This window comes from Agrobacterium sp. CNPSo 2736 (assembly GCF_004005385.1).
Classification (GTDB): Bacteria; Pseudomonadota; Alphaproteobacteria; order Rhizobiales; family Rhizobiaceae; genus Agrobacterium; species Agrobacterium leguminum.
Genome location: NZ_RZTX01000007.1, coordinates 1 through 26,940, shown reverse-complemented (window position 1 = coordinate 26,940; position 26,940 = coordinate 1). Strand labels below are relative to the sequence as shown.

Annotated in this window: 21 protein-coding genes, 1 tRNA gene, 1 pseudogene and 1 riboswitch; of the genes and pseudogenes, 10 read left to right on the top strand and 13 right to left on the bottom strand. The window is 59.7% G+C overall.

Annotation, left to right across the window (positions count from 1 at the left end):
* Positions 1-228: 228 nt before the first annotated feature.
* From EM858_RS13605 to EM858_RS13595, 3 genes are read left to right on the top strand one after another with little or no spacing between them, the layout of a single operon-like run.
* On the top strand, positions 229-1,551 hold the full coding sequence (locus EM858_RS13605; RefSeq protein ID WP_127756909.1) for a pilus assembly protein: 1,323 nt from the start codon (positions 229-231) through the stop codon (positions 1,549-1,551).
* Positions 1,538-2,071, top strand: coding sequence for a TadE/TadG family type IV pilus assembly protein (locus EM858_RS13600; RefSeq protein ID WP_127757056.1), 534 nt, complete (start codon positions 1,538-1,540; stop codon positions 2,069-2,071). The genes EM858_RS13605 and EM858_RS13600 overlap by 14 nt, the downstream gene beginning before the upstream one ends.
* Positions 2,072-2,076: 5 nt before the next feature.
* Positions 2,077-2,646, top strand: coding sequence for a TadE family protein (locus tag EM858_RS13595; protein WP_127757055.1), 570 nt, complete (start codon positions 2,077-2,079; stop codon positions 2,644-2,646).
* 37 nt (positions 2,647-2,683) lie between these two features.
* Here the strand turns inward: EM858_RS13595 and trmFO are convergent, their stop codons facing one another.
* The 3 genes from trmFO to EM858_RS13580 all read right to left on the bottom strand — a co-directional run bounded on the left by trmFO (position 2,684) and on the right by EM858_RS13580 (position 5,532).
* Positions 2,684-4,141, bottom strand: a complete 1,458-nt coding sequence (gene trmFO / locus EM858_RS13590) for a methylenetetrahydrofolate--tRNA-(uracil(54)-C(5))-methyltransferase (FADH(2)-oxidizing) TrmFO (RefSeq protein ID WP_164865423.1) — start codon at positions 4,139-4,141, stop codon at positions 2,684-2,686.
* Positions 4,142-4,760: 619 nt separating this feature from the next.
* Positions 4,761-4,904, bottom strand: a complete 144-nt coding sequence (locus EM858_RS13585) for a DUF1127 domain-containing protein (RefSeq protein WP_003495735.1) — start codon at positions 4,902-4,904, stop codon at positions 4,761-4,763.
* 481 nt (positions 4,905-5,385) lie between these two features.
* A complete protein-coding gene (locus EM858_RS13580) occupies positions 5,386-5,532 on the bottom strand; it encodes a DUF1127 domain-containing protein (protein ID WP_004433052.1) in 147 nt (48 codons plus the stop codon).
* Positions 5,533-6,195: 663 nt separating this feature from the next.
* Here EM858_RS13580 and EM858_RS13570 point away from each other — a divergent pair.
* Together EM858_RS13570 and tig are read left to right on the top strand one after the other, a co-directional pair.
* A tRNA-Leu gene (locus tag EM858_RS13570) sits at positions 6,196-6,278 on the top strand.
* 240 nt (positions 6,279-6,518) lie between these two features.
* Positions 6,519-7,997 (top strand): trigger factor, encoded by a 1,479-nt coding sequence (gene tig / locus EM858_RS13565; protein WP_127756907.1) that lies wholly within the window; start codon positions 6,519-6,521, stop codon positions 7,995-7,997.
* Positions 7,998-8,129: 132 nt separating this feature from the next.
* On the opposite strand, the gene EM858_RS13560 is transcribed toward tig, so the two are convergent.
* Positions 8,130-9,119: a carbon-nitrogen hydrolase family protein gene (locus EM858_RS13560; RefSeq protein ID WP_127756906.1), complete on the bottom strand. Its 990-nt coding sequence runs from the start codon at positions 9,117-9,119 to the stop codon at positions 8,130-8,132.
* 439 nt (positions 9,120-9,558) lie between these two features.
* Between EM858_RS13560 and EM858_RS13555 the strand changes: the two genes are divergently transcribed.
* A complete protein-coding gene (locus EM858_RS13555) occupies positions 9,559-10,209 on the top strand; it encodes a hypothetical protein (protein ID WP_127756905.1) in 651 nt (216 codons plus the stop codon).
* A 202-nt stretch (positions 10,210-10,411) separates the two neighbouring features.
* Here the strand turns inward: EM858_RS13555 and sthA are convergent, their stop codons facing one another.
* From sthA to EM858_RS13540, 3 genes are all read right to left on the bottom strand, one after another.
* Complete coding sequence (gene sthA, locus EM858_RS13550; protein WP_004433043.1) at positions 10,412-11,815, bottom strand: Si-specific NAD(P)(+) transhydrogenase; 1,404 nt, start codon at positions 11,813-11,815, stop codon at positions 10,412-10,414.
* A gap of 752 nt (positions 11,816-12,567) precedes the next feature.
* Positions 12,568-13,101: a DUF1003 domain-containing protein gene (locus tag EM858_RS13545; RefSeq protein WP_080816914.1), complete on the bottom strand. Its 534-nt coding sequence runs from the start codon at positions 13,099-13,101 to the stop codon at positions 12,568-12,570.
* A gap of 116 nt (positions 13,102-13,217) precedes the next feature.
* Positions 13,218-15,158: an LTA synthase family protein gene (locus EM858_RS13540; protein WP_164865422.1), complete on the bottom strand. Its 1,941-nt coding sequence runs from the start codon at positions 15,156-15,158 to the stop codon at positions 13,218-13,220.
* A 222-nt stretch (positions 15,159-15,380) separates the two neighbouring features.
* Here EM858_RS13540 and EM858_RS13535 point away from each other — a divergent pair, with 222 nt between their 5' ends.
* A complete protein-coding gene (locus tag EM858_RS13535; RefSeq protein WP_127756904.1) occupies positions 15,381-17,060 on the top strand; it encodes an NAD+ synthase in 1,680 nt (559 codons plus the stop codon).
* Between the two features lie 153 nt (positions 17,061-17,213).
* Here the strand turns inward: EM858_RS13535 and EM858_RS13530 are convergent, their stop codons facing one another.
* The gene (locus EM858_RS13530; RefSeq protein WP_080816916.1) at positions 17,214-17,591 is read right to left on the bottom strand and encodes a glyoxalase superfamily protein; all 378 of its coding nucleotides are present in this window, start codon (positions 17,589-17,591) and stop codon (positions 17,214-17,216) included.
* 190 nt (positions 17,592-17,781) lie between these two features.
* Between EM858_RS13530 and EM858_RS13525 the strand changes: the two genes are divergently transcribed.
* Positions 17,782-18,612, top strand: a complete 831-nt coding sequence (locus EM858_RS13525) for a TolB family protein (RefSeq protein WP_127756903.1) — start codon at positions 17,782-17,784, stop codon at positions 18,610-18,612.
* A gap of 116 nt (positions 18,613-18,728) precedes the next feature.
* Positions 18,729-18,912: riboswitch (cobalamin riboswitch) on the top strand.
* 76 nt (positions 18,913-18,988) lie between these two features.
* A complete protein-coding gene (bluB, locus tag EM858_RS13520) occupies positions 18,989-19,702 on the top strand; it encodes a 5,6-dimethylbenzimidazole synthase (protein ID WP_127756902.1) in 714 nt (237 codons plus the stop codon).
* Positions 19,703-19,770: 68 nt separating this feature from the next.
* Here bluB and EM858_RS13515 read toward each other — a convergent pair whose 3' ends face one another.
* The 4 genes from EM858_RS13515 to EM858_RS13500 form a co-directional block, all read right to left on the bottom strand.
* Complete coding sequence (locus tag EM858_RS13515) at positions 19,771-20,724, bottom strand: hypothetical protein (protein WP_127756901.1); 954 nt, start codon at positions 20,722-20,724, stop codon at positions 19,771-19,773.
* A gap of 206 nt (positions 20,725-20,930) precedes the next feature.
* Positions 20,931-21,590, bottom strand: coding sequence for a hypothetical protein (locus EM858_RS13510; protein WP_080816920.1), 660 nt, complete (start codon positions 21,588-21,590; stop codon positions 20,931-20,933).
* A gap of 377 nt (positions 21,591-21,967) precedes the next feature.
* Positions 21,968-23,071, bottom strand: a complete 1,104-nt coding sequence (locus EM858_RS13505; RefSeq protein ID WP_164865421.1) for a DUF2865 domain-containing protein — start codon at positions 23,069-23,071, stop codon at positions 21,968-21,970.
* A gap of 136 nt (positions 23,072-23,207) precedes the next feature.
* Complete coding sequence (locus EM858_RS13500; RefSeq protein WP_020809546.1) at positions 23,208-25,523, bottom strand: NADP-dependent malic enzyme; 2,316 nt, start codon at positions 25,521-25,523, stop codon at positions 23,208-23,210.
* Between the two features lie 227 nt (positions 25,524-25,750).
* Here EM858_RS13500 and EM858_RS13495 point away from each other — a divergent pair, with 227 nt between their 5' ends.
* On the top strand, positions 25,751-26,590 hold the full coding sequence (locus tag EM858_RS13495; RefSeq protein WP_059760137.1) for a UDP-2,3-diacylglucosamine diphosphatase: 840 nt from the start codon (positions 25,751-25,753) through the stop codon (positions 26,588-26,590).
* A gap of 81 nt (positions 26,591-26,671) precedes the next feature.
* On the opposite strand, the pseudogene EM858_RS27315 reads toward EM858_RS13495, so the two are convergent.
* A pseudogene (locus EM858_RS27315) lies at positions 26,672-26,940 on the bottom strand (IS481 family transposase); the annotation flags it as partial.

Genomic DNA, 26,940 nt, shown 5'->3' with positions numbered 1-26,940 from the left:
TTTCCGGTTTTTGTTGGTCTTTGGTTTACGGTTTCCATGCTAACAACCCCGTGGATTTTGAGAGGTTGGCGAGAACTGCTTGCGAAAAAAGCAGTCGCCAATCGACAGGCAATTTTTAGCACCCGGCGGTAGGCCGGATATTTTTTAGCGTGGCAGAAACCCTGGCGCACCGCTTTTCACAGCGCGCCTTTCCCGCCGCGATGAGCGACATGAGACGGTGTTTTCAGGATGTTTGAGTGGACAAGAAAAAAGGGTGTTCGTGAAGGGCTGTTTTCGCTTTTCATGAAGGACCGCGCGGCCTCCTTCGCGATCATGACGGCGTTGCTTCTGCCGGTTTTCCTTTTGTTTTTTGGGCTTCTGTTCGAAGGTGGCCGGGCCTTGGCCTATTACAGCCAGTCCAAACGTGTGATTGCACAGGCCTGCGAGCGTTCGACGAAACCGACGCGAACGAATGTGCCGCTGGACGACGTGCGCCGTAAAAACGTACTGGACACCTTCGATGCCATGATCCGTTCCACCGAGCAGGATGTGGTGAGCCGGGATGTCAAGATCGATTGGTTGACTACGGATATAGAGGCGAAGTTCAGCTACAAGACCGTGTTCGGCAAGATGTTTCAGACCGAAAAACTGGACTACCGGCTGTCCTATCGTTGCGGCGGTATTCCGCCCTATCCCCATGACGGTGAGGTCATCGTCAACAACACCTTCGAAAAATCGCTGAACGGCACGGAACGTATACTGAAAAACGGCAAAGGAGCCAAAACACCGAACGGCTGCTGGGGTGTTTATACCTATGCCGAACTGGGATGGGATGGCGGTACGGGGCCGGGTATCGAGCTCCAGGACTGGAGCAATGCCGATTGCCGAAAGAACCATGGCTGGCAGGGTTATGGGGAGCAGGAACAGGAAAAACCGACGACTGCCGGGATAGCGTGCACTTCAGAGCCGCAGATCGCTACTCCCAAAGAGAAAACCGACACGACGGTCGCCGGCAAAGAGCAGCCAAATGACAAGGACGCCTCGAAGTCCGAGGAAAAAGCATCGACCGCCGGCAGCAAACCCTCAAAGCGGGAGGAAAAGGCCTCCCAGCCGCCGGAGGCGCAGCAGTGCGACAAAGAGGAGGAGAACAGCGACAAAACTTCGTTTGTCAGCAAAAACGAGCGAATACCGCCAACCCGCTATGCCGTCGAACTCGACAGCCATTGGGAAGGGCAAAAAAGACGCGACGCCAACAGCTCGATCTTCAAATATGTGGAGATGCATCCCGGCAAATATGAAATCTCGGTGTGGTATAACGGGCGTAACCGAGATTACGAAGGCTCGAACGATATCGAGATTTCACTGCAGGTGCTGCGTCCGCAAACGGGTCCAGCAAAAAAAATCATTCAGATGAGCCAGAAGGCGGATGAAATCCGCTGGGAGCGCCGTAGCTACAAAGTCACAGTCGATACCTATTCGCTTTACAAACTGTCGATTGCGGCTGCCGGGACGAGCGACAGTCTGGGCGGTATCATCACTGCATTCGAGGTCACATATCTTGACTCTCTTTGAGACATTGCGTCGCCGTCTGCGCGATCTGTTTGGGCCATTCGCTGCCGATATCCGGGCGGCGAGCGCCATCGAATTCGCCTTGCTTTTGCCGATCTATTTCGTGCTGATCTTTGGCACCATCGAAGTTAGCCTTGCGCTTTTTTTCAGCCTCAACATGTCGACGGCCGCCGGTGCCGGCGCTGAATATCTTCGCAAGGCCGCGGCCAACAGAACGGTCGTCAGCAAGGTGGACTTCAGGGACATAATTGCGTCCAATTTTCTGCTCCCCACTACGGAAGAGAATATGAAGATATCGCTTACCGCTATTGCGGATGCGGACCTTGCTGCTTCACCGGTGAAATTTCCGATTGAGAACAGGTTCGAAACGCCAAGCGCGGCGGCCGGACAATATCTGCTGGCGCTTGGTTATGAGTGGAAATTCATTCTTCCCACCACCCATCTGCTTTTCTCCGGCTCTGGAAAGAATCCGCAATTGCAAAATGTGTCGCTGGCGATCACCGCCGTTCGGGTGACGGAGTGATCGCGATGCAGCTGAAATCTCTCTCTGTCCTGCTGCTGCGTTCCCGTTCCGGCGTGGCCGCCGTGGAATTCGCCCTGTTGATGCCTGTGCTGATTCTGGTGCTGGCGCTGGCAATCGAACTCGGGCGCGGCTGGCTAAGCTACGACCGTTTCGTGACTTTGGTGGACAATACAGCTCGCTGGTCCGCCCGCTTTCCGGAATTCGAGGAGCGCGTCAGAAGCGGAGTCAAATCCTTTGTCATGAAAGCTGGCCGGCCGCTCGATCCCGAAAAGCTCGATCTGACGCTCAGGAGCGCCAAGCTCGTGGGTGACGTCCCCGTGACCGAATTTCCTCCCCACAATTTTTTTGGCAACGCCGAAAATGTGAAGTGGGACAAGGTATTGACGGCAGGAAACTTCAAGGCCGAAGAGACGGCAATCGTGATTTCGGGTCGCTACAAATATCGCCCGCTCATTTCGTTGCTGAGCGACACGACCATCGAGTTCGAGTATGTGGCGGCAGTCAACCCGTATTTCTCCCGACATTACAAATATCAGAAGGGCAAGTCGGACTGGTCGTTCTGGAATGTTCGCTGATGGAATTGGCTACAGGCTTTTCATAGCGATAGTTCGCTCAACGATGTTGAACGTTGTCGGTCTCCGGTGCCGTTTCGTCAGTTCCGAGCCACGCCGCGCAATCCTTCAACGCCCGCGCGGCAATGAGCTGGCGTTTCATGATCGTCTTGTCCTTGCCGCGGAAACGCTTCACGCCTTCCGGCTTGACGATTGAACCCGGCGCCAGTTCCGGGAAGAGGCCGAAATTGATGTTCATCGGCTGGAAGGAGCGTTTGCCCGGCTCATCATCGGAGGAAAGGTGGCCGCCGGTGATGTGGTTGAGGAGCGAGCCGAGCGCGGTGGTGGCCGGCGGCAGGCTCGGGGTCTCGCCCTTCTGTTCGGCGGCGGCGAAGCGGCCGGCGAGGAGGCCGACGGAGGCGCTTTCCACGTAACCCTCGCAGCCGGTGATCTGGCCGGCGAAACGCAGGTCCGGCCGGGATTTCAGCCTCAGCGAGCGGTCGAGCAGGATCGGGGAATCGATATAGGTGTTGCGGTGCAGGCCGCCGAGGCGCGCGAATTCCGCATTTTCGAGGCCGGGTATCATGCGGAATACATCCGCCTGCACACCGTATTTCAGCTTGGTCTGGAAACCGACCATGTTGTAGAGCGTGCCGAGCGCATTGTCCTGTCGCAGCTGCACGACGGCATAGGCCTTGACGGTGGGGTTGTGGGCGTTGGTCAGTCCCATCGGCTTCATCGGGCCGTGGCGCAGCGTTTCGCGGCCGCGCTCGGCCATGATCTCGATCGGCAGGCAGCCATCGAAATAGGGCGTGCCTTCCCACTCCTTGAAACCCACCGTATCGCCGGCGATCAGCGCGTCGATGAAGGCGTTGTACTGCTCCTCGTTCAGCGGGCAGTTGATATAATCCTTGCCCGTGCCGCCGGGGCCGACCTTGTCGTAACGCGACTGGTACCAGCAGATATCCATATTGATGCTGTCGCGGTGCACGATGGGGGCGATGGCGTCGAAGAAGGCGAGCGCATCTTCACCCGTCTCTGCCTGGATGGCGGCGGCGAGATCCGGCGAGGTCAGCGGGCCGGTGGCGATGATCGAGTTGCCCCATTCCTTCGGCGGCAGGCCATTTACCTCTTCGCGAACGATCGTCACCAGAGGGTGACTTTCCAGCTCTTTCGTCACGGCCTCGGAGAACCCGTCGCGATCGACGGCGAGTGCGCCGCCGGCCGGCACCTGGTGCCTGTCGGCGCAGGCCATGATGAGAGAACCGGCAAGCCGCATTTCGGCATGGATGACGCCGACCGCATTGGCCGTCGCATCGTCTGAGCGGAAGGAGTTGGAACAGACCAGTTCCGCCAGCGTATCGCCCTTATGCGCATCCGTGCCGCGCACGCCGCGCATTTCATGCAGGATGACGGGCACACCGCTTTGCGCGATCTGCCATGCGGCTTCCGAACCGGCCAGTCCGCCGCCCACGACGTGAATGGGAGAAGTGGTCTTGTCTTGCATGCTGGCGTCCATCTGGCGTCCATGGGCGGCCGCGGGGCAAAGGCTCCCGTCCGGCGGCTGTCTTTCGAGTGATTGTTCCGCACGGGTCCCGAAGGACGCGGCATTGTTGCGGATGCACTAGCATGCATGGCCGGGGCAGCCAAATGTTTTTGAGGATAGGGATGTGAGAGAGGATGTGGTCTTTATGCCCGCGAGCCGCCCGAATGTAACGAGCGATCTCGTTTCCGTCCTGGATGTGTAATTTGCTGTGATGGTTGGCAGCGTTTTTGGTAGTGGACCATCTTCCTCCGTCATTCCGGCCTTGAGCCGGAATCCAGCCAGCCCAAGTCTTTGGGCTGAACGGACTCTTCCCACAGCGCAGACGCGCCGTGACTGGATGCCGGATCATCCTCGGGCTTGTTCCGGGGACCGGCATGACGGGAGAGGAGTGTAGCGAACCAGCCACCGACAAGAAAGGGGGGGCGGTGCCGCATGGCGTGGTGCGCCGGGCCGATGTTCGTCAATCGCCGACTGGCGAGAATTTCCAGTAGATCCTGCCAGAATCAAAAACGGCGCCAGAGGCGCCGCTTTTTTAACCTGTCGCTCAATCGTCGCGCCCTGGAGGTCGGGCAGCGGGACGATCGTTTACGCCTTAGCGGAACGAACGGGCTGCTACGTTACGGATGTCGTAACGGGTCAGGCCGATGTCGCTCAGAGCCTGGTTGGAAAGGCTGCCAAGTTCGTTGATCGTGCGGCGGTAGGAGATCCAGTTCTTTGCGATGCGGATGGGGTTCATGGTCGTTTCCTCAATCTATCTCTGTTGATTTCGTCTGCCGGCTCAGCGTTTCTCTGTGCTCTCGGCTGTTGAGGTTTATATATAGACATTGAGCCATGTTGTGCAGTGCAGAATTTAGGCTACTGCCATGCATTTGTGCAGTATGTCGGCTAAATTTGCGGCTTTGAATATCATCTGGACAAAATATGAGCGGAAATGCCTGTGTTTCAGGCGGTTTTGCCGGGTTTTGCAGCCTTTGGCGGCGCTAAAGAGGCTTTCCGGTGTAAAAAGGCGCATCGGGAGGGGCTCGGACGCTATCCGGGCGCTGCGCAAATGGTCGGCCATTGATGCATTTTTCACCTACCGACCCTGCGGGCGGCTGTGGCAGTGCCGCTTCCACCCGGAGAACCGCCCAAAACGAAAAAAAGGCCGGAGGCGGGAGCCTCAGGCCTTTTTGGGTAGGTCGTCTCGCGTCCGCCGCAAGGAGCGGCGGGGCGTATAATCAGAAGCCGACGGCGGTCTTGGCGACGCGGCGGATGTCCTGACGGCCAATGCCGAGGTCACTCAGTTCGCGGTCGGTCATGCGGCCGAGTTCGGTTACGGTCTGACGATACTTGCGCCAGTTGGTGAGCGAGCGTGCAATGTTCATTTTCATCTTCCTCTTCGTGCTGTTCAGTCTCTGCGGCCAGTCTTGGGAGGCTTTGGTCCGGGGCTGAACTCGATCTCTGTATGACCATGAATATAATCGGTTTAATCAAAACAAAAACAGACAAAGCAAGATGTCACCTATGCGCGCATTGCAATGCAAGCCGGTAAAAGAGGCCGATTGCGGCGATTCATGCATAATTTGTGACCAATTTGTGTGCTTTTGGTGATCCTCTAGGGCTTCGGCAGTGCGAAGGCGTGAGGGATGACCGGATAAGGGGCGGGGCAGGGTGCGGAAGCCCTGAATCGCTGCTTTGGAGCATGGGCCGGCAATCTGGCAATGTGGACTGGGCGCGCGCTATATATAATGTCAATGTAGCCGCATAAATATTGCCAGTTTTCCGCGCCTGCCTGCATGCGATATGCCGGGTGAGGCGGATCGGGAAGTCGATGGCAGGCGGATGTGATGCGGCTTGCCGTTTTCCGCCCGGAATCGCCTCCGCCCGGCTGTTGCGCTCTGTCCCCGGTGCGGGTGGCGAATAAGCGAAGAGGGCGTCCGCCTCCTGCCACCGGCACGGGGGACGAGAAAAGTCCCGAGGAAACGAAAGGCGGGGGGAACGGCGTGCTTGACCCTTTCTGAACATTGTGACATACCGCCGCCCAACGTGCGGGTATGGCGGAATTGGTAGACGCATTGGTTTTAGGTACCAACGCTTCGGCGTGGGAGTTCGAGTCTCTCTACCCGCACCACAAGCAAGGCATGGCTGCGCCACGCTTGCGCCAGAGTGCATCTTTATAAGATGCGGGGAGCTTCGGGGTTCATTTCTCCCCTTTGGTCTTTTTCTCCGGTGCAGGCTAAATGGTGTCCGGCAGGCGCTTGTGTAAAGAAATAAGGGAAGCCACGGCCGGGGAACGATGTTTCCGGCGCAGTGCTCGAAAGTAAACCAACGGCTGTCTGAGCACCGCCGCCATGATGTGAAGGTTAGGAAAATGCAGGTTATCGAAACGCTCGCTGAAGGGCTGAAGCGCGAACTCAAGGTCGTTATTCCGGCCGCCGACATGAAGGCCCGTCTGGACGAGCGCCTGGTTGACGCCAAGGACAAGGTTCGCATCAACGGTTTCCGTCCCGGCAAGGTGCCGATGGGCCACCTGAAGAAGATGTACGGCAAGTCCATCATGGCTGACCTCGTCAACGAGCTGGTTCGTGAAAAGCCGACCGAAATTCTTTCCAGCCGCGGCGAGAAGTCTGCGACGCAGCCGGCCATCTCCATGACCGAAGACGAGCAGGAAGCCGAAAAGATTCTGTCGGCTGAATCCGATTTCGAATTCACCGTTGCCTATGAGATCATTCCGGCCATCGAGCTGAAGGCCAATGACGGCATCAAGGTTACCCGCGAAGTTGTTGAAGTCTCCGAAGACGAAATCAACGAGCAGATCCTGAAGATCGCCGAAAGCGCCCGCACCTACGAGACCAAGAAGGGCAAGGCCGCTGACGGCGACCGCGTCACCATGAACTATCTCGGCAAGGTTGACGGCGTTGCCTTCGACGGCGGCGCTGCTGAAGACGCTGAACTGGTTCTCGGTTCGGGCCGCTTCATCCCCGGCTTCGAAGACCAGCTCGTTGGCGTCAAGGCCGGCGACGAAAAGACCATCACCGTGACCTTCCCGGCCGACTACCCGGCTGCGAACCTCGCAGGCAAGGACGCCAACTTCGACATCACCGTCAAGGAAGTTGCTGCCGCTGCTGCCGTTGAAATCAACGACGAACTGGCTGAAAAGCTCGGCCTCGAATCGGCTGAAAAGCTGAAGGAAATCGTCAAGGGCCAGATCGAAAGCCAGTACGGCAACGTCACCCGCCAGAAGGTCAAGCGTCAGATTCTCGACCAGCTGGACGAGATGTACAAGTTCGACACGCCGGCTGGCCTCGTTGACGCCGAGTTCGACAACATCTGGCGCCAGATCAACACCGATCTCGCCCAGTCCGGCAAGACCTTCGCTGACGAAGACACGACCGAAGAAGAAGCCCGCGAAGAATATCGCAAGCTTGCTGAACGCCGCGTCCGTCTCGGCCTCGTTCTCTCCGAAATCGGCGAAAAGGCCGGCGTTGAAGTGACCGAAGAAGAAATGCAGCGCGCGCTGTTCCAGCAGCTGCAGCAGTTCCCGGGCCAGCAGAAGGAAATCCTCGATTTCTTCCGCAACACCCCCGGCGCTTCCGCTTCGCTGCGCGCTCCGATCTTCGAAGAAAAGGTCATCGACAAGCTGCTCTCCGAAATCTCGGTAACGGACAAGACCGTTTCCAAGGAAGAGCTGCTGGCTGACGACGCCGAAGAAGCAACGGAAACCAAGAAGAAGGCCCCGGCCAAGAAAAAGGCTGCCGCCAAGGCTGACGACGCCGCTGAAGGCGAAGAAGCCGCTCCGAAGAAGAAGGCTCCGGCCAAGAAGAAGGCCGCTGAAGGCGACGCCGAATAATCTTCTTCAGTGTAAGCTGATTGAACAAGGGGCCGTGGCGAAAGCTGCGGCCTTTTTGTTTGTTTCAGGATGCGATGTGGTCGGCCTTGAACCGGTTGGCCAGCGGCATAATCATCGCCACTGGCCGCTATGCTAGAACTCCTTCCGGCCGTCGCTTCTCGGATCGTTATCCACCTGATGAGGAGTGTAGAGATAGGTGCGAGCTTTTCTGCGCCATGGTCGCGCGGGATGTTCGCGATCTATGATGACATCTGCGAGCGCGATAGCTGGTAAACCGTTCATCGGGCATTGCGCCACCCATTGACCATCCGGTGCTGCGATTCCGGAAGGCGCGCCGGGGCTCTGGGCGGCAAGGGTTGAATAGCTGACCCAATAGGTGTTGCTCGCTGCATGTCCCAATATCTCGGCGGCAAACGCAGGGGCATTGGAAGCATCTTCGCCTGCGGTCGAAAACAGCATGCAATCGACATCCAGCTTCTCATATTCCATGAATATTTCCGGATAGTGCGCTTCCATGCCAAGCGCGCAACCGAAACGGAAGCCATCGACTTCAAATGTCACCGGGACATTTCCCGGCGAGTACATGAACGAGATTTTGGTGTTCGACAACAAACGTTCGTCGTAGCGCGTTACAAGCTTCCCACGATCGGAGACGACATACAGGCTGTTATATGGCCGGTGCGGCGGTGTCAGTCGATGGGCCGCACCCAAAACTGTCCAAAGCTTCAGCTTGCGCGCCAGTTTTCTGATCGCCTCCAGTTCTTCGCGCAGAGTTTCCCATTCAAAGCGTGTCCAGTCGGATGGTCCGATTTGCCCCGGACCAATCTCTGACATGATCCGTTTATGAGGCCAGCACGTTGCCCCTTCAGGGAAATGTATGAGACGTGCGCCAGCTTTATGGGCATCGTCCATGAGACGGCGTATTTCCTGTCCGCAGGTTTTTAGGGCGGAGACGTCACGAGGGTCGTTGAACAGGGATGTCTGCGCGACCGCCACTCTTATTGAGTTGCTCAAAGGAGCGTCCGGTACTCTGCGAATATGCTGGAGAGCAGCTGTATAGGATTCGCCGGTTTTGGCTGCGCGCGCTCTTACACGCCGTTTTAGATTACTATTTTGCGTCATTGTCAGGCCTTTCACGTCCCGGACGCAGTTCCCCAGCAACCCGCCCGAAACGATCGGACCAAGACAATTGCCTGAGACAATGGTCCCTTTGCCTCCATTGAAGACCTTGCTGGGGAAGGTCGTGGAGGTTAGGCGCAGGCTACGCGGTGACAAATATCCGTTGGAAAAAGCCGATTCGTCAAGCGGTCGGCGCACCGCTCATGGGAAGCTTACCGATCACAATGCAGTGCAGCATGATTTTTTGCTGCATCTGCTCTTGTTCATCTCCCGTTCATCTGGCACCCTGCGCAGCATGATTTGCCCCGGCCGCTGCATGCGGTCGTTCGGGCATTATGTGCCGCGCTTATGCGGCCTTATCGCTGCCAAACCATTGGCCTTAAGCTTTTACCGTGCCTGCCGGGTTCTCCCGGTGCGCCCTTAATTTGCAAGGGGACAAGATATGTCGCCACGAACGGGTTTTACCCTTCTATTGTCTCTTTTCACCGCCACGGGCACCACGGCCCATGCCGATGAGGCGGGGCTGATCTGGAAGCCGGTGAAGAATTCAGACCGTTCCTATACGGCGCGCATCGGCGCGAAACTGCCGGTCGATACGCCCATTCGGGCGGGACTGGAAATGGGCATGAATGCCTCGAAGACGGGGCAGGTGGTGGATACGCCGGTGCGGGTATGGGGCAATGTCACGCTGCTGGCCGAACAATTGCCCGGCGTCTCGCTTGCGCGCGATGTCGGTGTGATCGTCAACGCGCTGACGGGATCGAGCAGCGTTTCCGTGACCTCGCAGCAGAAGCGCATCGTCACTCCGGAGCTGGATATCGAGGCGAACCGCAATTTCACCGTGCGTTATGACGGCACGGCGCAGCAATGGAACGGGCTGGATGTATCGCAGTCGCTGCGCCTTTCCCGCTCCGAAACCGGCACGGCCTTTGTGCTGACGGGGGCGAGCCGCAATAGTTTCAACGAGTTCAGCAGCGGTGTGGCGGTGGAGCAGAAACTGGGCGATCACCTGACGGTGCGGGGGACGCTCGATCAGGGTTATGCGGATCATTTCCGGCCGGGGGTGAGTGCGCGGTATAGTATTCGGTGGTGAGGGTAGGCGTCACCTATCGTCAAGGGACCGGGTGCGAGTGATCGGCATCTTCGCTCCAGACGCCGCGTCATCCTTGGGCTTGTCCCAAGGATCTAATCGCGTCTCATAAATCGAAACGTTGCAGATGCTCGGGACAGGCCCGAGCATGACGGCAGGAGAGGTTTTCGCATATTGCAAGTGATCTCTTTACCCGCAGCAAAGCCTAATCCTTCTTGATCTCACCCATGCGGTTCCACGCATCCAGCCCCGCAATCTTGTAGGCTTCGGCAAGGGTCGGATAGTTGAACGTATTCTCCACGAAATACTCCACCGTGCCTTTCAGGTTCAGCACCGCCTGGCCGATATGCACCAGTTCGGTCGCGCCTTCGCCGACGATGTGGACGCCGAGCAGGCGGCGGGTTTTCAGCGAGAAGATCATCTTCAACAGGCCGCTGTCGAGACCCATGATGTGGCCGCGCGAGGTTTCGCGGAAATGGGCGATGCCGCATTCATAGGGAATGCCGCGTTCAATGACTTCTTCTTCCGTCAGGCCGCAGGTGGAGATTTCCGGCACGGCATAGATGCCATAGGGGAAGAATTGCGGCGGTTCGCCGGCCGGTGCGCCGACGGCGTGGCGGGCGGCGATGCGGCCCTGTTCCATGGAGGTGGAGGCAAGGCTCGGGAAACCGATGATGTCGCCGGCGGCATAGATGTTCGGCACCGAGGTCTGGAAGGTTTCGGGATCGACCTTCAGGCGGCCGCGGCTGTCGGCCTCCAGCCCGCAGGCCGAAAGGTTGAGCGTATCGGTGGCGCCGACGCGGCCAGCGGCAAACAGCACCGTCTCGGCCTTCAGCACGCGGCCATTGCCGAGCGAGACGAGGCATTTGCCGCTTTCGTCGCGCTCCACCTTTTCCGCCTTCTGGCCGAAGATCAGCTTCATGTTGCGGTCGCGCAGCTGATAGGTGAAGTCCTCGACGATTTCCTTGTCGATGAATTCCAGCATGGTCTCGCGCGGCTCCACCACCGTCACCTGCGTATCGAGTGCACTGAAGATGGTGGCATATTCGATGCCGATGACGCCGGCGCCGACCACGACCATGGAGCGCGGCAGTTCCTTGATCTCGAGAATCTCGTCCGAATCGAGCACCGCCTCGCCATCGAAGGGAATATGCGGCGGCCGGTAGGGGCGGGTGCCGATGGTGAGCAGGATGGAGGTGCCCGTCACGGTCATGATCTCGCCGTCGCTCTTCACCACCTTCATCGTATTGGCGTCGATGAAGCTCGCCGTGCCGCGAATGTGCTGCACGCGGTTGCGGGCGAACTGGTGTTCCAGCACTTCCACTTCGTGATCCAGCGTGATGAGCAGGCGGCGGCGCAGGTCTTCCGCATCGATCTCCTGCTTGACGCGATAGGCGCGGCCGTAAAAACCGCGCTCGCGCCAGCCGGTGAGGTTGAGCGCCGTCTCGCGCAGGGTCTTCGATGGAATGGTGCCGGTGTGCACCGAAACGCCGCCGACGCGGCTGCCCTTCTCGATGACCAGAACCCTCTTTTCGAGCTTGGCGGCCTGGATGGCGGCCCGTCTTCCCGCCGGACCGCTGCCGACAACAATCAGATCGAACTGGTGCATGAAAAACCCCGGAACAGAATTATTGCAATGACCGGATGTCGCATCCGGCACGGCGTCGCCGCGAAATGGTCGTGATGCCATTTTGACGATGGGGAGTGATTCCCCTTCAGCCTTGCCCGCAAGAGTGCAATGCAACAAACGCCTGCGTCAATCTGTAGCGCAAGAATCTGACGGATTCGTAACTGGGGGTGAGGTTTCAGGAGGTTGTGCGATTCATGGAGGGCGAAGGAGCGTGGGGCTTACCCCCCTCTGCCCTGCCGGGCATCTCCCCCTCAAGGGGGGAGATCGATCTGCAGGCAGGTTTCGCCCATCTCGATATTTGCGAATGAAGTGGTGTTCGCGCCTCCTGCCGATCTCCCCCCTTGAGGGGGAGATGCCCGGCAGGGCAGAGGGGGTAAGCCCCACGCTCCTCCGTCCACTCCTGAAAACGCCCTAAAACCCCAACAGCTTCATCCCGCCCGGCGCTGCCGGTCGGGGATGGGTCAGCGTGCGTCGGGTGATTGCCCGGCTGCGCTTCGGTTGAGGTTGGTGTGGGTCGGATGCGTTGCGCAGCCGGGTCTTTCACCATGCCGTATTTCGCAAAGGGCCGTGCACCGCGCTTTGCGAAATGGTCCTGTCGTCACGAACGCGCCACCGTCCCTTTCAGAACCGTCCCTCGGTTTCCGCCACGTCTGGCGTCCACCCGGCGGGACTGCGTTTAATCTAACAGCGCATCGCGAGGTGGGGAAAAGCGGGGATGAATTTTTCCGGCGTCAGTCTTCCTTGCGGGTGACATGGCGGTGCAGTGCGGCAAGGTCCTGACGGAGCGCGGCCAGTTCGGCCAGCACCTTCACATCGATCTTTTCATGCAGGGAAAGAACCTCAAGCTCGGCCTTCAGGTTCACCTCGTAGTCCTTGGCGGCCTCGAAACGGTCGCGGGCGGCCTGGCGGTTCTGCGACATCATGATGATCGGCGCCTGAATGGCCGCCAGCATGGAAAGCAGCAGGTTGAGGAAGATGAAGGGGTATGGATCGAAAGCGCCGGTCGTCAGGATGATGGTGTTGATGATTGCCCAGAAGATCAGGAAAAAGCAGAAACCGAGGATGAAACCCCAGGAGCCGCCGACCCTGGCGATATTATCGGCCAACCTGTCGCCGAGACTGGCGCCGGCGGAAAATTCGGCATTGGTGTCGCGCGAAATCAGTTTTTTCTGGTGCGACAGTTCCAGAATGCGCCGCTCCACTTCGCCGATTTCGCGGGAGGAACGCTTGAAATGCGAAACGATATAGTCGGAGATATCTGACACGGTGTGTCTCCGGTTCTGATGGGGCGATGCGGATGTTTCCCGAGATAAACCCGCATGGCGGTGGAATTCAAATGATTTCCACCGCCATGCGGTTCAGGCGTCCCCGCCGAAAAACATCAGACCGATGGCGCGCCCTCGTGCAGCCAGTTGAAACCGGGGAAGAAGCGTTCGCGGCCATATTGCTGGCCGAACATCATGTCGAATTGCAGCAGGCGGTAATCGCGCACCACGTCGGGAACGGCATTGGGCGCGATCGACCAGTCGGGCAGGGCCCTGCCATCCGTCGCCACCAGCATATGCCGGTCGATGACGGAAAAGGCCTGCTGCACCTCGCCGAGCGTGCCGGTATAGAAGGGATCGGAGAAGCCCGCCGTTTTCAGCACGTGATAGGGCAAAAGCGCCGGGCTGATGGTGCCGATATTCTTGCGCACGCCCTTCTTTGAGGACCAGACGACGAGCGGCGTTTCGTGTTCCTTCTTCATCACCTCCAGCGGCGCGCGGCGGCTGGCCACCATGCCGGGCATGTAGCCGCTTTCCACGAAGGTCTGGCCGAGCGGCGGCAGGTGATCGCCGAAGAGGACGACGATGGTTTCGCGGTCGCGCTTCTTCGCCCAGCGCATCAGTTTCAGCAGCGCTTCGTCAGCCTCCGCCACCCCTTGAGAATAGGTGGCGAGCGCCTGCGAGGCCGAGGCGGAGAGGGCGCCGTCGACGCCGATGGTGTTCTCGGCGTAGCGGGTCGCCTCGTAGGGACCATGTCCCTGAAGGGTGACGGCGAAGAGGAAGAGCGGGTTCTGCGCCTTTTCGGCCGTCGCCATGATCTCGTCCATCAGCGCATCGTCGGAGGCGAAGTTGCCGCGTTTTTCCATGGCGGGCAAAGTCTCTTCGGAGCGGAATTCCTCGAAGCCGAAATTCTGATAGACCTGCTTGCGGTTCCAAAACCATTCCTGGAACGGGTGCATGGCGATGGCGGAATAACCTTCGCCACGGAAGAAGCTGGCGAGCGAGGGCACGGGGCGGCGGATATATTGCTGATAGGGAATGCTGCCATAGGGCAGGAAGGCGTTGGAGAAGCCGGTCAGCGCCTCGAATTCCACATTCGCCGTCATGCCGCCGAATTCCGGGGAAAAGACATTGCCGGACTGTTTGGCGCGGATCGTCGGCATGGGATCGGCGGAGAGGCTCACATTTTCCAGCCGCGTCGGATCCCACAGCGATTCGCTCATCAGCATGATGACATCGGGGTAATCGCCCTTGTTGGCGGCGAAGGCGGCGGGTTCGGAGGTCAGGTCGGCAATGGTGTTTTCGCCGTAACCCTGCGGCGCCGAGACATTGGCCATCGGAATATTGAAGGCAAAGGCCATCAGGAAGCCGTTATGGCGGTAATTTTCCTGCTGATCCCACATCATGGGAATGATGTTGAGGCGATCGCGCACCCAGGAATAATGCGAATAGTCCATAAGCGAGGCGAGACCCGCAAGAAGCGGCAGCGCCAGCGCGAGACCGGCGGCGCGTTCTCGCCAGCTCAAGCCCGGTGAATGGCGGCGCGCCAGCAGCCACAGCGCTGCGAGAGCGGCAATCGTGGCGCAGATGCCGAGGGCGACGAGTGCTGCCGTCATCGGCTGGGCCTTCAGCATGGTCGGCAGAAGCTCGAGGATCTGCCGGCCGAACAGCAGGTCGGATGGATAAAGCGGATCGGAAAGATAGGTCTGTTTCTGTGCCGAAATCAGCCCCGTCAGCGCGCAGAGCGGCGCAAGCGCGATCAGCGACAGGTAACGCCTGCCAAGAAGTGCATCCAGCGCCACGAGAAGGGCGAGCACGGCGGCAATGGTGGTCATGCCGGGGCGGGCGGAGGAGGTGAGGAAAGCGCCGACATCGTTCAGCGAACCGCGGGCGATCCACTCCAGCGCCACGACCAGCACGACGGACGCGACCGTCAGATTGGCAAGCGGATAGGCGATGCCCGGAAGCTTGGAAAGGCTCCTTGTCCATGCAGGCGAAAAGACGAAACCAGCCTTTTCGGAAGCCGTTGTTTTTGGCGCCGAATCTCTCAAACCCATACTCCGGTATTGCAGGCGGCACGGCCGATCCGGGGAGGTGAATCGGGTGTCGCAAAAGTGTCATGTAACTGTCACATAAGCGCGATGAACGCGACATGAACTTTGAAGAGTCTGGCGGGTGCGGCGATAACCTTAGCGTGAACGCGCGCGGACGAAGCGTAACGGACGCCGCCATGCAATTGCCGCGTTGCGGAGCGGGCAAGGGCGCGGTATTGAAAAGCCATGAGCGACAGACACGATATAGAGAACCATCTCCGGATTGCCGTTGGGCAGTTCAATCCCACTGTTGGCGACGTGGCGGGCAATCTCGCCAGGGCGCGCGAAGCGAGGGCCGATGCGGCGACGCAGGGCGCCGATCTTCTGCTGCTGACGGAGCTGTTCATATCCGGCTATCCGCCTGAGGATCTGGTGCTGAAGCCGGCTTTCCTGAAAGCATGCCTGAAGGCCGTGGAAGAGCTTGCGGCGGAAACCGCCGATGGCGGGCCGGGCGTCGTCATCGGTTTTCCGCGACAGGGTGAGACGGGCCGGCACAATTCCGTGGCGCTTCTGGATGGCGGCAAGATCATCGCGCTGCGCGACAAGATCGACCTGCCGAATTACGGCGAATTCGACGAAAAACGCGTTTTCTCCGAAGGTTCGATTTCCGGCCCCTATAATTTCCGTGGGGTTAGGATCGGTATTCCGATCTGCGAGGAAATTTGGAACGACATGGGCGTGTGCGAGACGCTGGCCGAAAGCGGGGCGGAAATCCTGCTGGTGCCGAACGGTTCGCCCTATTATCGTGGCAAGCTGGATGTGCGCCATCAGGTGGCGTTGCGACAGGTTATCGAAAGCGGCCTGCCTCTCGTCTTCGCCAACCAGCTGGGCGGGCAGGATGAGCTGGTGTTCGACGGCGCGAGCTTCGGCTTTAATGCCGATAAGACGCTTGCCTTCCAGATGAGCCAGTTCGAGGCCACACTTGCCGTTACCGACTGGAAACGTACGGCGGACGGCTGGCATTGCGACAGCGGGCCTTTCTCGAAGATTCCCGAAGGCGAGGAGGCGGATTACCGCGCCTGCATGCTGGGCTTTCGCGATTACGTCAACAAGAACGGTTTCAAGAGCGTGGTTCTCGGCCTTTCCGGCGGCATCGATTCGGCGATCTGTGCCGCCCTTGCCGTCGATGCGCTGGGCGAGGAGCGGGTGCGCTGCATCATGCTGCCTTACCGTTATACATCGGAAGAATCGCTGAAGGACGCGGCCGATTGCGCCAAGGCGCTGGGCTGCCGTTACGATATCGTGCCGATCATCGAGCCGGTGGAGGGTTTCCTCTCGGCGCTCTCCGATCTCTTCGAGGGCACGGAAGAGGGCATTACCGAGGAAAACCTGCAGAGCCGCACGCGCGGCACCATTTTGATGGCCGTCTCGAACAAGTTCGGCTCCATGGTGGTGACGACGGGCAACAAATCGGAAATGTCGGTGGGTTATGCCACGCTTTATGGCGACATGAATGGCGGTTTCAACCCCATCAAGGACCTCTACAAGATGCAGGTCTATGCCATTTCCAGCTGGCGCAACGCCCATGTACCGCCGGGCGCGCTCGGCCCTTCCGGCGAGGTGATCCCGGCCAATATCATTTCCAAGGCCCCATCGGCCGAATTGCGCCCCAACCAGACCGACCAGGATTCGCTGCCGCCCTATCCGGTGCTGGACGATATTCTCGAATGCCTCGTCGAGAAGGAAATGTCGGTCGAGGAGATTCTCGCGCGCGGCCATGATGTCGCCACCGTGCACCGGGTAGAGCATCTGCTCTATCTCGCCGAATACAAGCGCCGGCAATCGGCCCCGGGCGTGAAGATCACCAAGAAGAACTTTGGGCGTGACCGGCGTTATCCGATCACCAACCGGTTCAGGGATCGGTGATTGAAGGAAGGCGCTGGTAGCGGATGTTTTGCCCGGCGTTGCCACTTGTTTCTTCCCCCCAGCGGGGAGAAGAAACAAGTGGCATGCGCTCGTTCCACAGTGGGGCTTCGTGTTTAAACAGACGGCGCGGACACGCCGCGCCGTTCACTTGCCTTAAATAACCTGCCCCACATCGATGCGGTTGCCATCGGGGTCTTCAAACACAAAGGCCCTTAGACCGTAATCCTTGTCCTGCAGGCCCTTGATGATGCGCAAGCCCTGGCTCTTGCAGAGCGCATGCAGCGCGTCCACATCGCTCACCATCATATGCGCCACATTGAAGGGCGCTGCCTTGTGGCTGGGCTGCAATGTCAGGTGCAGCTCGGCATTGCCCTGTTTGAGGATCATGAAGCCGACAGGGTTGCCGTTTTCGAAGGTCTTTTCGAAGCCCAGCACGCCAACGTAAAAATCATGGGCCTTTTCGATATTTTTGACAGGAAGCATTGCGGCGATCCGGCCGAAGCGGATGCCGTGATCGGCGATGGTATTCATCGCGGAACCTCGGATCTGGGAGAAACGGCAAGGGTCACGGACGGTGCCGGAGCGCTGGCGTTTTTTCCGGTTTGAATTTGCAGGACGGTGCCTGCCGCCCTAGGATCATAATCGAGGCGATGGCGGATGCAAACGGAATGTCTGCATTGTCGGCGCTTTGAACGAGACACGGACACGCCCGGGAGGCAGAATGCGCAGCTCCATCGAAATCTTCAACATCCGCACCCGGCAGATGCGAGTGGTGTGGCAGACGCCCGGTCTATTCGAAGCGCCGAACTGGTCGCCAGATGGAAAATACCTGCTGCTGAACAGCGAAGGACTGCTTTACCGCCTGTCTCTCGCCGTTGATATCGCGCCGGAAAAGGTCGATACCGGCTTTGCGACGCTCTGCAACAACGATCACGGCATTTCGCCGGATGGGTCGCTTTACGCCATTTCCGACAAGGTGGAATTTGGCAAGAGCGCCATTTATCTCATGGCCTCGGCGGGCGGTGCGCCGCAGTTGATGACGAAAAATCTTCCCTCTTACTGGCATGGCTGGTCGCCGGATGGGAAGGGCTTTGCCTATTGCGGCATTCGCGATCAGGTCTTCGATATCTATTCGATAGATATAGCAAGCGGCGTCGAGACGCGGCTGACCCATGGCGAAGGCCGCAATGACGGGCCGGATTATTCGCCTGACGGTGAGTGGATCTATTTCAATTCCAGCCGCACCGGGCGAATGCAGATCTGGCGCGTGCGGGTGGATGGCTCCGCCGTCGAGCGCATCACCGACAGCCCCTATGGTGACTGGTTTCCGCACCCGTCTCCGAAGGGAGACAAGGTGGTGTTCATTTCCTATGACGGTGACGTTTTCGACCATCCGCGCGATCTCGATGTGCGGGTGCGGCTGATGGATATGGATGGCGGCAATGCCGAGACGCTGTTCGAACTTTTCGGCGGGCAGGGAACGATGAATTCGCCCAACTGGTCGCCTGACGGGGATGAGTTCGCTTATGTCAGATATTTCCCCGTGGAGTGATGCGGTAAAAGGAGGGCCCGTCATTCCGGCTCAAGGCCGGAATGACGGAGGTGAGGGGTGCCATGGTCACATCGTCGCACCGCCCGCAAAGAAGCTTGCATCCGCAAGCTTTCTTGCCCATAGCTTCCCTGTCAGGTGCCTGCCCATGCGGCGGGAGAATCGGGAATCCGGTGAAAGACCGGAACGTGCCCAGCGCTGTGAGGCGGACGTTCTTTTTAAAAAGCCACTGGAGCAATTCGGGAAGGCGAAAAGGGCGGATGAAGCCTAGTCAGAAGACCGGCCTGACGAAATAGACCGAACCGCGCGGACGGCGGCAGGTTGTTGTCGAGGCGGGGTGCGCATTTGCGCCCGGCCTTCGCATTGTTGGGGATAAACGATGCCAGCCGATTCGTCCGTGAGCAATCCGCCCGGCGCCAGTTCGTTCGATCATGCGCTCTCGCCCGCCCGCCCGTTTTCCGGTGAGGAACGCGAGGCGATTTACCGCGCCATCGAGACCCGTCGCGACGTGCGCGACCAGTTTCTGCCGGACCCGCTGCCGGAGGATCTGGTGGAGCGTCTTTTGAAGGCGGCCCATTCCGCGCCCTCGGTCGGTTTCATGCAGCCGTGGAATTTTACCCTCGTCACCGATGGCGCTGTCCGTCAGGCGGCCTTTGTGGCCTTCAGCCGCGCCAATGAGGAGGCGGCGGCAATGTTTACGGGCGAGCAGCAGGCGCTTTATCGCAGTCTCAAGCTCGAAGGCATCCGCAAGGCGCCGCTCAGCATCTGCGTCACCTGCGATCCGACGCGCGGCGGCAAGGTGGTGCTGGGCCGCACCCATAATCCACGCACGGATGTCTATTCCACAGTCTGCGCCATCCAGAATCTCTGGCTCGCGGCGCGCGCCGAAGGCATCGGCGTCGGCTGGGTCAGCATTTTCCACGATAGCGACATTCGCACCATTCTCGATATTCCCGACCATATCGAAATCGTCGCCTGGCTTTGCCTCGGCCGGGTCGATGCGCTCTATAACGAGCCGGAACTGGCGGTGAAGGGCTGGCGGCAGCGCGTGCCGCTGGAGGAACTGGTGTTTCGTAACCGCTGGGGCGGTTGACCGGGCGCAATCCACCCCTCCCGGACGAAGCCGGGAAGGGTGGGCCGGGAAGGGTGGCCATCGTCTCTTCAAACAACGGTGCAGTTAAAAAGATTGAGGATGGGGTGAATGGGGCTGGCGAGGCTGATCGCGCCGCTTGCACCCCAGAACAACCCGACGACATTATTGCCGGCGGTGTCGATGACGGCGCTGCCGCTATCGCCCGGCTGGCTGAAGACCTCGCCGGCGCGGCGCGGCGATATGCCGATCTGGTTGCGCATATTCGGCTGCTGTACGTCGTAAAAGCCGGAAACGACGCCATTGGTGATATTGGTCGTCACACCCGATTTCGTAACATTCATGTTGAGCGCCGCAACGGCCGCCCCCACCGGCGAGGGGAGGTTGTAGATTGCGCCGATGGTGGCGAGCCGGCCATTCGCCGGGCTGGCGACGGCGGCATCGACGCCATAGGTCGTTCCCTGATAGACGATGTTGCCCTTCTGGAACGCGACGATATTGGCGGCAAGATCGCCGAACCAGGTGCGCGCCGGCTGCGAGACGTCATCGCCGACCTGGGCATTGTCCCGGCAGATGACATGCGCATTGCTCATGATCATCGGCGTTCCGTTGGCGGCCCGCACGACCAGCCCGATGGTGCCGACTGTGTCCGTCCAGGACCAGTAATCCGGGCTGCCGCTGATGCCGCCGACCATCGGCTCCACGACTTTTTCGCGCGGGTTGTCGGAGAGGCGTCTGGGGTGATCCTTCCATGCCGTCCCGGGCGCGGGCAGTTCTCGCACCGCCTCGCTCGGGCGGTCGAAGGACCCTTCCCGCACCTGCAGCGGCGCGCCGCCGAACGTCGTCATCAGACCTGCCTTCAGCGATGGGTCCGGCGCGCGGTGGTAAAGGATCAGGCCAAGCTCCTGTGTCAGTTCGCCGGCGGCGTCCTCAAGCAACCCGACGCCGATCGCCGTGACGCCGGGTATGCCTGTCAGCTGATGGTAGTGCCGCTCCTTGAGCGCGGTGAGTTCCTCGAAAGTCATTCGCTTGCCTCATGGAAAAGGGGATGAAGGACGGATGTCCGGTTTTTTAGAGTTTTTTCGCTTTTCTTCGAATCACGAAAACACTCTAACTCTTTGTTTTCACGCATTTCCGGACGGAAAACCGGGCTCCGCTTTTCCGGGAAATGCTCAAAAGGGGCGGCGCGCCCCGGGGGGTGAAGGGCTGCGCCGCCCATGCCCGCGAGCCCTCAATTCAGCGGAATGATCTTGCCGCTGGAGGGAGCGCCGCCGCCGGCCGGCGGAGGACCGCCAGCCGCCGCCTGATCGGCCAGCATGCGGTATTGGGAGGTGCCTTTTTCAGTGCTGATGGTGCCGGAAACCGTGTAGAGATAGACGTCGCCGGAGACGGCGTAGTCGTTGCTCTGATTGTTCACATAGAACTCGATCTCGACCGTCGACATATTTTTTGCGCGTTCCAGGAAGGCGTCCATCAGCATGGTGATCTGCTGATCCGTCAGGCCCTTGGAGCGCATTTCCTGTTTGGTCTTTTCATAAGAGGCGGAAGCGCCGCCGCCGCCGAAGAACCACGTCCAGACCGAAAGATTGGCGCTGGCCGTGGTCTTTTCGTATTCGTTGATCTCCTCGCGGTAGGAAGCATCAAGCATTCCGAGCGCAAGCGTGTTGAGGTCCTTCACATCCTGGCTGGAAAGGGCCGAGATTTGCAGCTGGGCCTTGATTTTTCCCGTGGTATGCGCCGGCACGGTATAGGAAATGCCGGTCAGCTGTCCCATGCCGGAAACCGAGATGGAATAGGATTCCTTCGCTTCGCCTGTCGGCAAAGTTGCGATGACCGGGACGAAAGGATCGAGCAATTTGACGCCGGTTGCGGTGATCTGAATGGATGTCATGGCTATACTCCTGATGGTTGTGGGCTTCATAGGTCAATGAAACTCTGATCGTCCACTCGGGTTCGAGATGGGCGACATGGTCGTCTGGAGATGCATGAAAGGCGCGCGCGGCTAAAGCCGCACGGCGTATATATATTTTGCATGTGATGCTGATCCACTTTAAGTGGATTTTTTAATAATATGCACTCTTACAGCGAAGTCAATCGCGTTCACGTATACAACTTCTATATGAATATTTGTCGGCAAATGGGGTGAAGAATGTGTTTATCCATGGCTGCGGATGGCTCGAAGCAGGCCAAGGGGATGGGCGCGGCCTGTACGGAAGTGACGCATCGCGTTTGGTGCATTGGAATATGCAAGGGCTGGTGGCGCCGTCATTATTGCTGCGGCTGAATGCCCTTCAATGCCGGGTTCTTCAGGTCGATCCGGCCCGTCTGGTCGGGCAGGAATTTCGGACCGATAACGCGGACGCGGCTGTCGTTCGGGTCATAGTCGCGTTCGGGAACGGGCTGTTCCGGCGGCTTGGCGGCCTGCTGCTGCTCAGCGGGTTTCTCAGCCTTGTCACCTTGCGGTGATGGAATGGTGGTGATGCCGGAATAGGGTTTTTCGGGCTGCGGCCGGGCGGCCTCTTCCTGCTTTTGCATTTCCTTGTGATAGGCGGCCATGTTGCAGGCGCAGCCCGGCGCTTTTGTGCTGGCGTTTCTGTAAGCGAAGGCGGTTGGCAGATCCCTGTAGGGCTTACCTGTTTCCGCCGACACCATGTCGGCGGTTTCCTGATCCGTCATGGAGTGGAAATAAAGCTCCGTCTCGGTCCCCGGGCACATTTTCTCGCACTGCTCCGCCTGGGCGCGGAAATCGAGCGGTGAGGCATTGGAAGCGATGGGGAAAAACGAGCCGTCGCAGGTGCGCACGCACAGCGTCCGAAGCCCGCCCTCGGCGGCGGCGTTGGGGTAGGGCGAAAGCCCCGCCTGTCCCGGTTCGTCGCCGTTCTGCCGAAAGGCGTCGGGATAACGCGTCACATCCGGAGGCGGCGGCAATTGCGTTTCCGTCTGCGGCAGGGTGTTGCAGCCATTGGCACCGAGGGCGGCGAGAATGCGCTGACGCCTGATGTCGCCGTCGTCGCTACGCGCGGCCGCCATGGCGTCGTCGCGGTCACGGATGATGGCGTCGCGCTCGCTTTCCGCTTCCGCCAGCGCATCGCCGATTTCGGCGCAGATACCGGCATTGGGATTGCCATAGACGATGACGCTGCCGGACGAGCAGCCATAGCCGCGCAGGTCGTTCCTGATCTTGCGGATGACGATATTCTGGCGGGCGAGCGCATTGGCGTAACGCCGCACCTCGGCCGTGTTACCGATGACGCGGGGCGGCTCGCGCAATTGCGCATAAAGCGTATCGCAGACCTGATCCGCGAAAGCGGCGGCCGGTGCGGTGAAAACAAGGGGAAGCAGGAGGCCGATGATGCGGCTGCGGCGGGTCAATTGTTCGATCCGTTCGATGTCCCCGGCCGGTGGCAGGGGCGTTATACTTCACGACATCCGTGTTTCGGGAAGATAACATAAGCTGTTGCCGCAAGGCGGCAACAGCCTGTTCAAAATTGCGTTAATGCGCCCTCTATCACACCGAAGGATGCGAGGCCTGCACCACGGCAAACGCCGCCATGTTGACCACGCCGCGCGAGGTGACGCTGGGCGACAGGATATGGGCGGGCAGGGCCGTGCCGAGCAGGATCGGGCCGACATGCAGGCCTTCCGTCAGCGTGCGGGTGACGCCGAGCGTGATGTTGGCGGCATCGAGGTTCGGGAAAACCAGGAGGTTCGCTTCGCCGGTCAGCACGCTGTTCGGCATGGCGCGCTTGCGCAGCGCTTCCGAAAGGGCCGAGCCGCCCTGCATTTCGCCGTCCACTTCCAGTTCCGGCGCGGCTTCCTGCACGATCTTCAGGGCGCGGCGCATCTTGCGGGCGCTTTCGGAATCGCGCGAACCGAAATTGGAATGGCTGGCGAGGGCGATCTTCGGCGTGATGCCGAAGCGGCGGATTTCCTTGGCCGCGAGAATGGCCATTTCCGCCACTTCCTCGGAGGTCGGGTCATAGTTCACGAAAGTATCGGTGAGGAACAGCGCGCCCTGCTGGGTGATGAGCAGGCTGAGGCCGGCGAAGGAGCGAACGCCTTCCTGCTTGCCGATGATCTGGTTGACGTCGCGCAGGTGGCGGTCATAACGGCCTTCGAGGCCGCAGATCAGCGCATCCGCTTCGCCGCGCTTCACCGACAGCGCGCCGATGACGGTCGTGTTGGTGCGCACGATGGTGCGTGCTGCTTCCGGGTTGATGCCGACGCGGCCGACAAGGGCGAAATAGTCATCGACATAGTCGCGGTAGCGCGGATCGTCTTCCGGGTTGACCACGGCGAAATCCGTATGCGGGCGGATGCGCAGGCCGAAGCGCTTCAGGCGCGTTTCGATGATCTGCGGACGGCCGATGAGGATCGGAATGCCGGTGCCTTCTTCCAGAAGCACCTGGGCGGCGCGCAGCACGCGCTCGTCTTCGCCTTCGGCAAAGATGATGCGCTTCTTTTCGGCGGCTTTCGCGGCATTGAAGACCGGCTTCATGATGAAGCCGGAGCGCCAGACGAAACGGTTCAGCTGGTCGAGATAGGCTTCGAAATCGGTGATCGGCCGGGCGGCGACGCCGCTTGCGGCCGCAGCGCGGGCAACGGCTGGCGCAATGCGCAGGATGAGGCGCGGATCGAAGGGCGAGGGGATGAGGTAGTTCGGGCCGAAGACCGGCGTTTCGCCGCTATAGGCCTTGGCGGCCACTTCGGAAACTTCCTCCCGCGCGAGTTCGGCGATGGCCTGCACGGCGGCCATCTTCATTTCCTCGTTGATCGTGGTTGCGCCGCAATCCAGCGCGCCGCGGAAGATATAGGGGAAGCAGAGAACGTTGTTGACCTGGTTCGGGAAATCCGAGCGGCCGGTGCAGATCATCGCATCCGGACGGGCAGCGCGCGCCGCCTCCGGCATGATTTCCGGATTGGGGTTGGCAAGCGCCAGGATCAGCGGGTTTTCCGCCATGCGCTCCAGCAGTTCCGGCTTCAGCACGCCGGCGGCGGAAAGGCCGAGGAAGACATCCGCGCCGTCGATGGTTTCGGCCAGGACGCGCTTGTCGGTCTTCTGGGCGTAAACTTCCTTCCACTCGTCCATCAGCGTGTTGCGGCCGTCATAAACGAGGCCTTCGATGTCGTGGACCCAGATGTTTTCTTTTTTCGCGCCCATGGCGACGAGCAGGTTGAGGCAGGCAAGGGCTGCCGCACCTGCACCCGAGGCGACGATCTTGACGCTCGAGAGCGACTTGCCGGCCAGTTCCAGTGCGTTGGTGACGGCGGCGGCGACGATGATCGCGGTGCCGTGCTGGTCATCGTGGAAGACCGGGATATTCATCTTTTCACGCAGCTGGCGTTCCACCTCGAAACATTCCGGCGCCTTGATGTCCTCAAGGTTGATGCCGCCGAAGGTGGGTTCCAGCGCTGCGATGGTGGAGACCATGTCGTTGATGCCGGGCGCATCGATTTCGATGTCGAAAACGTCGATGCCGGCGAATTTCTTGAAGAGGACGGCCTTGCCTTCCATCACCGGTTTGGAAGCGAGCGGGCCGATATTGCCAAGCCCGAGCACCGCCGTGCCGTTGGAAATGACGGCGACGAGGTTGGCGCGGGCGGTATATTCCGCCGCCGTTTCCGGATTTTCGTGGATCGCGAGGCAGGGGGCGGCAACACCCGGCGAATAGGCCAGCGCCAGATCGCGCTGGTTGCCGAGCGGCTTGGTGGCCTGGATTTCCAGCTTGCCGGGGCGCGGATAGCGGTGGAAAAAGAGCGCCTGTTCCTCGATGTCGGCCTTTGCCGTGTTGGCGGGCGTGTTGTTCTTATCGTGAGAGGTCATTTTCCACCGTCATGTCTGGTTCAATTCCGGACCCCTGAATACAACAAACTTCCCCGTGGTACAGCCGTTATTTGACCGCACCTTATGCAAATGCGGCCATGGCTTATTCGCGTTTTCGTGAAGGCTTTCGTCATATTCCCTATAAAAACCGGCGTCTGTCATGTTGCTGAAACACGAGTCTGGTTCTGAGAGGTAAGAAAGCCGCAGGGACGCAACCGAACAGGGGGATGAAATCCGTGGCCGGTCAAATCGAAACCAGACAGTTCAGAACGCTTTTCATTTCGGATGTTCATCTCGGCTCCAAGGCGGCCAAGACGGACTATCTGCTCGACTTCCTGAAATATCACGAGGCCGAGACGATCATTCTCGTCGGCGACATCGTCGACGGCTGGCGTCTGCGCCGCAGCTGGTACTGGCCGCAGGGCTGCAACGACGTGGTGCAGAAGCTTCTTCGCAAGGCCCGCAAGGGAACGCGCATCGTTTATATTCCCGGCAATCATGACGAATTCCTGCGGGAATTTCCCGGCATGCATTTCGGCGGCATCGAAGTGGCCGAGCGCATGATCCATGAGGCGGCCGACGGCAAGAAGTACCTCATCATCCATGGCGACGAGTTCGACGTGGTGGTGCGCAACGCCCGCCTGCTCGCCTATCTCGGCGACTGGGCCTATGACGCGGCGATTGCGCTCAACATCGCCATCGCCGCCGTGCGCCGCCGCATCGGCCTGCCTTACTGGTCGTTTTCGGCCTGGGCCAAGCTGCAGGTCAAGCACGCGGTCAACTTCATCGGCGAATTCCAGCGCGTGGTGGCCGAAGAGGCGCGCCGCAACAATGTCGATGGCGTCATCTGTGGACATATTCACCATGCTGTCATGGAAGACATGGATGGCATCCGCTACATCAACACCGGCGACTGGGTGGAAAGCTGCACGGCGATTGCCGAAAATGCCGATGGCAGCTTCGAGCTGATCACCTGGATGCAGACGAGCGACGTTACCGCCGAACAGGCATCGGACGAGATGGAGCCGGTGGATATTCCGGGGCTGATCGGGAAGCACGCGGCCTGAGTTGGGTGCTGCTTGATGGCGGCGGCGATCCCTAAGCGTGGTCTCACTCTCTGACGTCATCCTCGGGCTTGTTGTAAAGACCGGAGACGTCCCTGACAGATGTTCGGAGACATCCCTGACAGTTTTCATGGGTTTTCGAGGTTTATTTCTGCGACCTGAGTTGCGCCGAAGAAGACGCCATAGAGGCCGGTCTGGTTGAGGGATCGTATGGCGAGACGTTCGTTCCGGAAGGCGTTCGGCACCCGCCAGGCTTTGCCCTTGAAACTGACATAGCCCTTTGTTGAGCTGACGCATCGGATGGTTTCGCTGCTGTCGTAGGCCGGCTCTGGAAGTGCATCTGGAAAAGGACG